This window comes from Rhodococcus zopfii NBRC 100606 = JCM 9919 (assembly GCF_001895025.1).
GTDB lineage: Bacteria > Actinomycetota > Actinomycetes > Mycobacteriales > Mycobacteriaceae > Rhodococcus > Rhodococcus zopfii.
Window position 1 is genome coordinate 1 of sequence record NZ_BCXI01000079.1, and the last position, 9,899, is coordinate 9,899.

Sequence of the window (9,899 nt, forward strand, 5' to 3'; positions counted from 1 at the left end):
TCCACGGGTTGTCGGCACACAGTAAAGTGCGCCCCCCGGGTTCGGGCCAGCACACATCCGTGCCCGCTGCGGAGGGGGTGCAGGTGTAGATGTTGTCGGTGATCGAGACGGGGGAAGCGCTGGTGGCGCAGTCCACTTTGCCGGCTTCGCCGCTGACGGTGAAGCCCTCTTCGAGTGTTCCTGTCGAGGTGATTGCGGACAGAGCGGTCGTGAGCGTGGGACCGAGTTGCTGAAGGCGCGAGACGATATCGGTCTCGATGGCGATGGTTGCGGCGTTGCTGAGTTCGATCGAGCGCATCAGGTTGTTGTGGAAGCACGCCCCACCGAGGCTGCTGGCAAAGGGTGCCGGAGTGTCGTTGAGGGGTTTGAACTGTAGCTGTGCAATGCCGTGGTCGATAGCGTTTTGGGCAAGTGAGAATTCGTAGTCGCACCGAACTCGGTCGGAACTGGTGCTTCCCGCCAGGGCCGAATCGGTGGTGACGATGATGTCGCCGGGGGCGGTGTCACCGGATTCCAGGGAAATGCCGAACCATCCGCGTGTGTAGCGGATGCGTGCATCGCCGTAGAGAGCATGCACCGCTACGTTGCGGGGGAACTGTGCCAATGCCTGCAATTCTCGGGAAGAGGTCCGGAGGGCTCGTCCAGCCTCGCCATCGAACGCAGCCACAAAATCGGGTAACCCGTCACATGGGTGCGAGTTCATCGACTCGGTCGTTGCCTGGCCACAGGCCGCCAGAATGAGACGAATCACTGCCCCAGTTTTGCTGCCGACCGAGGCAGCATCGGCTGCCGTACCGACGAGCTGTGCAGCGATCGACCCAGTATTGGGGGTACCGAAGGTGACGACGGTGCTCACCTTGTCAGCTCGATCTCGGTCTTCGCCGAGTGCGTATCGGGTGGCCAGCCCGCCCATCGAATGTGCGACCACGATCACCTTCTCGCTCCCGCTGCGGTCGAAGAGGCAGTCGATGGCATCTCCGAGGGCCGGACCGATGCTGGGGTCCGATACCCATCGTCCTGAGTGCTCGTGGTAGTCGAATGTGAACGGTGCGACACCGGGAACTGTCTGTAGTTGGCCGATGAGCGATCGTGTGACATTGACTTCTCCGACCCGGCTACTGGTCTTGTCGATCCGCTCGGAGAACGCCCCTTTGTCCTTGCCTGTCGGGGAGTGAGTTGAGCGGCCTGTCCAGCCATGTACGAACACCACGGGCACCCACTGCCCTCGACCGTCCGAGGACATCGTCACGGGTGTTCCATCATGGTTCGTGTCGCTGGGGAGGGCAGAGGCGAAATCAACCCCAGTGCAGGACCAGTCTTGTGGTGACGTCGATTGCGCTTGAGCAGGGGACACCGCTACGAGTAGCGCTGCAATCATGACTCCTGCCACCAGCGCGGGCAGCCAGAGGGTCTGTGCTATCCGATGGGCAGGGTAGCCAGTACTTTCCATTCCCCGTCCTCCTGCGCCATGACTGCCAGATACGTTTGCGGAGCCTGTCCCGGTTGGGTGATTTGCACCTGCATCACGCCTCCACCGATTCCGTCCGGAGCCCATGTCGTGGGATCGACTTCGACGGTCGAGCCCACCGGAATTGCTTCGCGTACTCGTCCGCCGAGTTCGTCGAGGTCGTGCATCGGCACGAGAGTGGCCGGGTCGCTTTCCAGGCGCGCCAAGGCTGCCGCGGCAGCCTCGCTCGACGGGACCTCACCCGTGGAGGGAGCAGACCCATCGATGCCAGATGGATCTTGTTGCGGTCGTATCACCAGGAACACCACGCCGATACCGATCGCGGCCAGAGCCACTGTCAGGGCGAGAACCTTCGTACGCAGGCTCACCTGGATACCTCTCGATGTGGGATTACGCGACTTTGCCGACCATCTGCTCGAGCTCTCTTCACCGGCTCGCGGCAACTACAAATAGCACGCCTATCCCCACTATGGCGACAAGCGAGAGGTAGCCGAGTACCAAACCTGCCACAGCCAACGCACGCCCCTGCTCGCCTGATCGCCGGATCTGGCTCAGCGCAATGTGCCCGAACGGGATCGCAAGCACACCACCGACGAGACCCAAGACCAGAGCAACGATCGCCAGGATGTTCGTACCTGTCCTCGCCACTCCCGGATATCGGCCGTCCAATTGATCAGAAGTGACCGGATGCCCATCGGTCGTGAAACCCGATGGTGCATATACGGGTTGGCCACCCGCTGTATATCCCACCACTCCGCACGGTGACGACGCAGCCTCCCGCACCGGACCGAACGTTCTACGCAGACGGTACGCGAACACCGCCGAGACGAGCGTATACGCCCCGAAACCGGCTGCAATTCCGGCGACCGCTGCCTCCGAGTACCCTGGAGCATCGACATCCAGTATCTGCTGGGCAGTGCGCGCCCCGTAGCTGCCAATTCCGAGTGCAATAACCAACGTTCCTGCTACAGGCAGCATCGCAACCAGGGCAAGGAAACCGGAGCAGAGCGCTAAGCCAGGACCACCCCGACGACGCCAAGCCATTGAGCTGACCAACGTCGCGAACAACGCCACTGTTGTGCTGAGAGCACCGAGCACGAATCCGACGACAACCCCGGATGGATACGCCCCACCGACAAGACCCGCAACTCGTTGCGCCCAAAATCGCGAAGAGAACGGGCCGGCCGCCACGGACAGGACGGTAGCGACAACAGCGACGAGCACCGCGACACCGACGACCCTGAGCATCCAACCCGAAGAATCCGCCGCCACGTCCGCGTCGGGAACATTCTGCGAAGTAGTCAAGCAAGCTCCTCAGGTTGCACTGCGTTGATCCGGCTCGTCGGAGCCGTGTTCGCCGAGCAGCACGACGAGTGGATCGAAGGCCGCCGCCATCTCGGACTCGATGTCCTGGCTCGTTCCCGCACCGACAAGTCCGCCGAGACGGTCACTGAACCTGCAGAGGAGGTGGCACCGGTCTTGACCGCCTGAACCGACGACGAGGACTCACGCGACGACGTCGTACACCACATCACGGGACTTGACCAATCTGAATCACCGATCAAACGGACAATACTGCAGGATGGCAGTGATAATTGAAAATTCGGCTGCATTGTACCTCGCATACTCGGACGTGTTGACCTCATTATCAAGGCCATATACGTAGTCCTCGCCATACGGACCATTCACTGAATCCGAATACTGACTGATCGCTTCATGCAAAAGTTCGAGGGGCCATCGCTTGGATAGGTTCGGCGCCATCTCCGGACTACCCGGCTCATCTATCCCGATGCAGAGGTCAGGGAACGATGCGGGAATCGCCCTGCCCGCCTCTTCGATCTCCTCATCCGATATCTCATTACAGTAGAATGGATCTTGATAGTTCGAAATATGATATAGAAATTGCACACTCTCATCCCTTGGGCCGTGATATCCCGCGCTGAAACTTCCCTCGTAGTCCTCGGACCGGAGCAGTCGATGCCCAGAGCGACATTTCGGTGGCGAACTACCAACAACCCCCGGGTACGGACCCGGAACCTCCAGTTGGGACCGATAAATTTCTTCCCTGTCTGCCTCGTCAAATGAGTTGGGACTCACTGGGGAACTTGAGCATCCGATAAGGATCGGGAGAGTCAGCGAAAGCAGAGTAACTATCTTCTTCACAATAATCCAACTTTCTAGCATCTTCTTGACGTACGTTCTAGATGGTCTAACGATTTTCAAATCGAAGCCAATCTCACCTATTCGAGTTCCATCATCCTGCCTGAAATCTGCTTCGGTCGACGCCATAGAATTGCACGGAAACGGATAGGCGGAGAGATTCTACAAATAATCGATCAGGTCAATGCATTCCCCGTCCAGATATCCAGCATGTGTGGATATCTTTCGAAAGTACGCTGACACAGCGTCATCAAGTGCCGCCCCTTGGGATCCATGCGGTCCACCCTCCACCCAGTACGAAATTCCAAGACGAGTCTCGTCTATCGCCCACTGCTTGAGTTGGTGCACCTTAGCCAGGTTCGGGGCCGGATCCGCATCGAACATTCGACACACTTCACGCGCGGTATTCAATACCACTTCAACAGTCGTAGTTTCACAGAAGGGAATGCTCTGCACAGGAGTCAGGAATGAGTTAATTCCTTGCACATCGCTGGGTAGCTGCAGGTACTCTTCACGGGTTGTACGACCTGGAATATCATACCGACCTAGTTCCTCATCCTCAATATATCGATACCCGGCACTGCAAGGCCCTTCGACCAAATCGGGAATCTCTGGCAGAACAAATGCATCCTGCTGAGTAGCCTGCGTCTGAGTATCGCGGGTCTGAGACGAGCAGGAACTCAGAGCAACCGCGATCAATGAGATCAGAGCTATCGTGAACGCCGCCCTTCGCCCCCTATCTCTACCCTTGCCTGATCGATAACAGTTCGCAGGAACGGTCATGTGCTTTTGTTCAAGCATTTCCACCCTCGCCGAATTGTTGATATTTGCACCCTTTCGAAATGGATTGGCACACTCACGAAAGCTCCCATACGCCTCCCATTTATACCCATGAAAGAAGGCGTTCCTGGACATGGTTGAGTGATATGCCGTAATTGGCATCGCCAATCGGCGTCTGAACATTCCCCTCCCGCTCAATCGTAGACTTGAGAGTTGAGAACCCAATTCATTCTCTCGAAATTCTTCCGCTGCGCTGCCTGCACCGAAGATTCCTGCCACCAGCATCAACACCGCCGCGATCTTCGCGAGTCGCCGAATATGCTGACTCCGGGATGGTTCGTCGTTCAAGTCTGTCAAGCACCTTCGTTTCAGGCCATCGCGTAGATCCGACGGCGAAGACGTTGTGACATGCATCGTCCTTCGGGTCGTGGCGTTCACGCCTTCGGCTTATTTCTTCCGTTATGTGTGGGTTCATGGCTTGTTTTCTCAAACAGACCAAATCTGTACTGCAGATGCCCGGCGCAGCTGTCACCAGGCGATAGGTGGGTCACCAACCATGCCAGGTGACGCATGTGACGGCTATGGTCCGTTCGACCGACACCATCTAGCTCGAGGAAAGTCCGAGGTTCGGTGTTGTCCGAGTTCTGCCAGGAGCGCTCGTGCGGACCGTCGGAGCGTGCCGTCGAGTGGCTGGTGCCGCGCCGTGGACAGTAGGTCGATGATGTCGTCCTGTAGCGCACCGACCGCCCGCGGATTTGCGGCGGATTCGCAGTGCTGCGGGAAGGTCGACTGCGGATCGGTGCCGGGTGAGCGGCGCAGCACCATCAGTACAGGGATCCACAGCGCAGCCGCGACGATCGTGGCGTAGGCGCTGCCGACAAGGCACGGGTAGGTGGTCATTGTCCGGGGGAGCGGGACTGGTCAGAGTTCGTCGAGTGAAATCAAACCGTCCTGGACGGCCCGCGCCACCAGCGCCGCCTTGGTCGACGCGGGGCGGCCGACATCATCGTATTTTCGACGTATCCGCATCAGATGGGTGCTCACCGTGCTCTCGGTGACATACAGCCTGGTCGCAACGGCGCTCTTGGAATCGCTGCGCAACCATTCGAGGAGCACCTCGATCTCCCGGGACGACAGTGACGGGCGACGAACGACTGCCGGGCGATCCGAAGATGTCACGTAGGTCCTGGACGATGCCGAACACCGCATCGCAGGCACCGGATGCTGAGAGCTCGTGTGCCAACTGGCCTCCGGTCCTTCTGCGATGCCCCGGCGGACACGATCGAGCGTGTGGGTCATGACGCCTCCTCGGATGTTGCGGTACGCCTTTTGGGGCAACCGAATTCGCGATTCGACCGTATGTGGGGCACCGGCGCGGGACCAGGTTGATGTTTCTTGACCAACAAACGAAGGTCATAGTTACCTTCGATAAGGAAATTCGATTCAGTTCAAGGATGCATCCCGCCGCCACATTCATGTATGCGCAGAACGTGGGGTAGCGCGCCCGGTGCTCGATCCGGGATCGAGGAAGGGCGCCGGTCCGTGTGGATGCGGGTCAGTCGGATTGAGGGCGCGGATACCCGTCCGGACCGAAATCCGTACGGCACGTTTCGGAGTCGTCGAAGGCCAACACCGTGGCCAGGGTCGACCGTCCCGGCGGCAACACCCGGACGGTGATCGCCCCGGTCTGCGCGGTCTCGATCTGCGTGGTGATCGCTGCCAGGACCCGGCTCCGGAGGTCGTTCGAGGCTTCGTCCAGGCCGTGATCGTCGAACAGGTTGACCACGACCCCCCGCCGGCGCGCAGTGCGGGTCACCGCGGCGAGATGGTCGGCAGTCAATGCCGGTGCCCGCAGGCTGTCCCGCAGCTGCGCCTCGAGCAGGGTGCACTCGAGCAGGTCCGTCTCGTCGAGTTCGTCGGCGGTGGCGATGCGATCGAGCAGCGGTCGTGCAAGGGCGTCGAGACGGTTCAGTTGGGCGTCGCGCTCGCGCATCGCGGCATCGGTGGCGGCGTCGACCGCAGCGTTCTCCACAGAACGTTCACGCAGGTCGAAGATTTCCCGAGCCATCGGACGGATGGTGAAAGCAAAGAAGGTCGACATCAAAACCGGAGCGAAGTTGATCGCAGAGATCGACAATCCGTAGAGCCAACCCTGCCCGGTGACCGCGGCCCACCCGCTACACACCCCGATCATCGACCCGAATCCGATCCACGTCCACACCGGGCGGCCACGGACACACAGGAACGTGTAGATCGCTGTTGCCGCACCCAGCGGCCATATCTGCCACAGATGAGCGATCGGAACGGGTAGAACCGCCAACACCATCGCCAAGGTACCGGGCCCGACGGCGGCCAACGCGATCGTTGTCGCAAAAGGGAGAGGGTCGCCGGGCACCCTCACGAGTGCGAAAGCTCCGACTGCGGCGATCACCACCGCCAACGCGACCGGCCAGTACGGATCGACACCATCACGGAAGCTCGAGGCCAGCACCACCATCGTGACGGCATAGAACGCCACCAACGCCAGAGCGGTACGGGTGTGCATGCCCAGCAGCTCCCGCACATCCTGGGTGCGATCCGCGCGAAACCACCTCATGAGGTTTCCCGCCACGACAGCATCACCCGCGTGCCCACGCCCGGCTGCGATTCGACGACGGCGTCGCCCCCGGGGATCTGGCACAGGCGGCCCTGGATACTGACCGTCACCCCGAGCCGTTGCGGTGAGATCGCAGACACATCGAACCCCTTGCCGTCGTCGACGATCTCGACCTCGAGTCGTCCCGGTCGGATACACACGGTGACCGAGCATTCAGCCGTCTCACCGGCGTGCAGCGTGCTGTTGCGGACCGCCTCGGTAACCGCGGCGCCGACCGTGCGCACCACCTCGGCGGGCAACGACACCGGCAGCGCTTCCTGAACCGGTTCGAGATCGGCGCGCACCATGACAGCGGGGTCGGCGGCGGTCGCGGCGGTACGCACGTGCGCCACTGCGCCGACGGCGTCGAAGTCGTCATACGGCGCCGGATCCCGCATCTCGTCCAACCGGGCGATCGCGTACTTGGCCTGCCGCGACAGCGTCGAACCGGACCCGAGACGACCCGCCGACAGCAGTGTCGCCATCACATGGTCGTGGATCAGCGCGGCGAACCGCTTGCGTTCGACCGCGCTGGCCGTGGTGCCCGCCGCGTGGGCCGCTGCCGCATGCGCGTCGGCTCGGGTCTCGTCCAGGATCCGCCCGGTCCGCATGGCCATGATCGCTGCCGCCACAAACAGCAGGCAGAACATGACCGCGAACATCAGATCGCCGAGGAACGGGGCATTGACCTGCTCCACGTGTGCCGCGTGGTTGAACGTCTGCACCGCGACGACTGCAACGAGGAGGTAGGCAACCGCGACACCGGCCGGCCACGCCACCGCCGCGGCCAACCCGGCGAGCCCGGGAAACTGCACCAACCACACACCGGTCGGATCGGCACTCGGTGGGCCGAGCCAGGCGGCCGGCCACGCCAGCACCGACCCCAAATATGCCGCCGCGGCGACCGCGGCCACCGGCCGGATCCGGCGCGAACTCGGGCGAAGACCCTCGACGCCGAGCCAGAACCCGGAACCGAACACGCTCGCCGCAGCCAGCGGCGTCCACCACACCTGCATGTTCGCGGTGAACGACACGATGCTCGGAAGCAACAGCAGCAGGTAGAACACATACCCGGCGCCGATGAACCGTGCGAAAGACCGCATGATCCGATCCGACGCCGACCCTGCCGTGCCACCGCCGGCCGGACCCGTTGTTCCAGCGGCAATCATCGCTGGTGTGAGGACCGAGGGATCGGCAGATGCCCGTCCTCGACCGCCCGCTTGTACAACTCGGTCTTGGTCGGGGCAGGGCGGCCCGCCTCGGCGTATTTCGTGCGGATCCGCCCCAGGTATTCGGTCACGGTCGGCGCCGCCAGGCCCGTCAATCGGGCAACGCGATTGGTGGTCTCCCCGGAGGCGTACAACTCGAGAACCCGCAGTTGTTGGGGACTGAGCCCGACAATCGACAGGTCGGGATCACTGTCGACGGCGGTGGCCCAGTCGGTGGTGATCACCGAATCCCCTGCTGCCGCCCCCCGAATCGCCTGCACCACCACGTCGTTGGGCTCGGACTTGCGGACCACCCCCAGCACCCCGGCCGCAGCGGCCAATCGCACCAGATACGAATCCTCCCCACCGGTGAACACCAGGACGCCGATTCCGGCGGCGCTCAGGCGTTGCACGTTCCCGGTGGGCGAAGACCCATCCCGTAATCGCAGATCCAAGATCGCAAGATCGAGATCCGACGTGATGGCCAACAGCTCGTCGACGGTGGGTGCGCTGGCGACCAGCAGCAGGTCGGCCTGGTCGGCGAGCAGGGTCGACAACCCCAGCACCACCGACTCGTGGTCTTCGACCACTCCGATCCGGAGCGGCGGCTGTGGCGGAGACTGCTCGGTGCACGTGTCGTCGTCGTGATTTTGAATCCTCACGAACATTCCGATCGCCCCCCGCACCGCGAATGTTTCACAGTTGTACCGACCCTGTGCCCGGCCGACCCGCACCGGAGCACGCACCCGCCTCCGATCGATGGTCGGATCACGGCGCGAACGACACGATCCGCGCTCCGCCACGGACCCTGCCGGGTGGGCCGCACCTGGTGCCGGTCACCACGTGCCGCTGTCCCAATCGACAGCCTCGTTCACGGGCGCGTCGGAGTTGCCCGACTTCGAGCAGAAGGACGTCACGCTGTCGGTGACTCCCTGAATGTTGCCGATGTCGAGGACCACCAGGTCGTGTTCTCGCAGCAGATCTTGGAGGGTGGTCTGCTGCTCGGACATCGACTGGGCGGTGAACTCGGTACAGGTCACCGAGTCCCCGGTGGACGAGCACCCCGCCGCGACCGTCGCGGTCAGTGCCAGTGCACCCACCAGGGCTAGCTTCGACGTCATCGAAACCTCACTTCGTGTGTGGCTGTTCCCCGGCGGAACAGACGAATCGGGGGACCGCTACTTGAACAGGTTTTTGATCTTGTCGCGGTAGCGGTAGGCGACTCCACCGGCGATACCCACCGGGATCAACCACACCGGCACACTGCTCGAACGCCGGCCTGCCGCCAGATACTCGACGGAATCGGATGCGGAGATGAGGAAATCGTTCACCGCAAGAAGATTGTCCATAGCGGGCGACAGTAGAGCTGAAAGCTCGCTTCCGGAAGCGGTCCAGCGCCAGGTTCATCTGTTCGCAGGACGCAACGTAACACTGCGTCAATCCATCTCGATGACAGGTTTTTTCGCTGATTCGGTGCCTGTGCTTGGTCAACCCGTCTGCTGTTCCCGAGCCGGTCGTGGCCGAGTCACTGCTCGATCGGCTGATCGACACCGTCCATCAGATCCTGATGGGCGGTCCGTCTTTCCGTCCGCGCAAGTGTCTGGACGCCCGGACCGCAGCCACGAACTGAACCAACCCGGGTACCCGG

At 61.9% G+C, this 9,899-nt stretch carries 11 protein-coding genes and 2 pseudogenes; 2 read left to right on the forward strand and 11 right to left on the reverse strand.

All coding sequences use genetic code 11. The features are described from left to right. From RZ1_RS28635 to RZ1_RS29815, 3 genes are all read right to left on the reverse strand, one after another. A partial coding sequence (locus tag RZ1_RS28635; RefSeq protein WP_373863702.1) for an esterase/lipase family protein occupies positions 1-1,243 on the reverse strand: 1,243 nt, incomplete at its 3' end. Between the two features lie 173 nt (positions 1,244-1,416). Continuing rightward, on the reverse strand, positions 1,417-1,836 hold the full coding sequence (locus RZ1_RS30785; RefSeq protein WP_072816245.1) for a hypothetical protein: 420 nt from the start codon (positions 1,834-1,836) through the stop codon (positions 1,417-1,419). 58 nt (positions 1,837-1,894) lie between these two features. Next, positions 1,895-2,773, reverse strand: a complete 879-nt coding sequence (locus RZ1_RS29815) for a DUF4190 domain-containing protein (RefSeq protein WP_238072198.1) — start codon at positions 2,771-2,773, stop codon at positions 1,895-1,897. An 18-nt stretch (positions 2,774-2,791) separates the two neighbouring features. Between RZ1_RS29815 and RZ1_RS30310 the strand changes: the two are divergent. Beyond that, a pseudogene (locus RZ1_RS30310) lies at positions 2,792-2,959 on the forward strand (IS256 family transposase); the annotation flags it as partial. Positions 2,960-3,022: 63 nt separating this feature from the next. On the opposite strand, the gene RZ1_RS30315 reads toward RZ1_RS30310, so the two are convergent. The 8 genes from RZ1_RS30315 to RZ1_RS30790 all read right to left on the reverse strand — a co-directional run bounded on the left by RZ1_RS30315 (position 3,023) and on the right by RZ1_RS30790 (position 9,600). Continuing rightward, complete coding sequence (locus RZ1_RS30315) at positions 3,023-3,757, reverse strand: hypothetical protein (protein ID WP_139282057.1); 735 nt, start codon at positions 3,755-3,757, stop codon at positions 3,023-3,025. A gap of 33 nt (positions 3,758-3,790) precedes the next feature. After that, positions 3,791-4,756, reverse strand: a complete 966-nt coding sequence (locus RZ1_RS30320) for a hypothetical protein (RefSeq protein ID WP_139282058.1) — start codon at positions 4,754-4,756, stop codon at positions 3,791-3,793. 573 nt (positions 4,757-5,329) lie between these two features. Then, entirely contained in the window at positions 5,330-5,617 is a 288-nt protein-coding gene (locus RZ1_RS31570) for a response regulator transcription factor (RefSeq protein WP_072816257.1), read from the reverse strand. A 346-nt stretch (positions 5,618-5,963) separates the two neighbouring features. Beyond that, entirely contained in the window at positions 5,964-7,004 is a 1,041-nt protein-coding gene (locus RZ1_RS28665) for a DUF8320 family protein (RefSeq protein WP_072816250.1), read from the reverse strand. Then, the gene (locus tag RZ1_RS28670) at positions 7,001-8,146 is read right to left on the reverse strand and encodes a sensor histidine kinase (protein WP_083583995.1); all 1,146 of its coding nucleotides are present in this window, start codon (positions 8,144-8,146) and stop codon (positions 7,001-7,003) included. Before RZ1_RS28670 ends, RZ1_RS28665 begins: the two co-directional genes overlap by 4 nt. A gap of 62 nt (positions 8,147-8,208) precedes the next feature. After that, positions 8,209-8,907, reverse strand: a complete 699-nt coding sequence (locus RZ1_RS28675; protein WP_072816258.1) for a LuxR C-terminal-related transcriptional regulator — start codon at positions 8,905-8,907, stop codon at positions 8,209-8,211. A gap of 180 nt (positions 8,908-9,087) precedes the next feature. Continuing rightward, the gene (locus tag RZ1_RS28680; protein ID WP_139282059.1) at positions 9,088-9,372 is read right to left on the reverse strand and encodes a hypothetical protein; all 285 of its coding nucleotides are present in this window, start codon (positions 9,370-9,372) and stop codon (positions 9,088-9,090) included. Between the two features lie 57 nt (positions 9,373-9,429). Continuing rightward, complete coding sequence (locus RZ1_RS30790) at positions 9,430-9,600, reverse strand: hypothetical protein (RefSeq protein ID WP_169918176.1); 171 nt, start codon at positions 9,598-9,600, stop codon at positions 9,430-9,432. A gap of 155 nt (positions 9,601-9,755) precedes the next feature. Between RZ1_RS30790 and RZ1_RS30325 the strand changes: the two are divergent. Further along, positions 9,756-9,881, forward strand: a pseudogene (locus tag RZ1_RS30325) (ATP-binding protein); the annotation flags it as partial. Positions 9,882-9,899: the final 18 nt, after the last annotated feature.

Coding starts and splice junctions, on each gene's coding strand:
- RZ1_RS30315 (WP_139282057.1), bottom strand. CDS start 3,757: ATGGCGTCGACCGAAGCAGATTTCAGGCAGGATGATGGAACTCGAATA.
- RZ1_RS31570 (WP_072816257.1), bottom strand. CDS start 5,617: ATGCGGTGTTCGGCATCGTCCAGGACCTACGTGACATCTTCGGATCGC.
- RZ1_RS28665 (WP_072816250.1), bottom strand. CDS start 7,004: ATGAGGTGGTTTCGCGCGGATCGCACCCAGGATGTGCGGGAGCTGCTG.
- RZ1_RS28670 (WP_083583995.1), bottom strand. CDS start 8,146: ATGCGGTCTTTCGCACGGTTCATCGGCGCCGGGTATGTGTTCTACCTG.
- RZ1_RS28680 (WP_139282059.1), bottom strand. CDS start 9,372: ATGACGTCGAAGCTAGCCCTGGTGGGTGCACTGGCACTGACCGCGACG.
- RZ1_RS30790 (WP_169918176.1), bottom strand. CDS start 9,600: ATGGACAATCTTCTTGCGGTGAACGATTTCCTCATCTCCGCATCCGAT.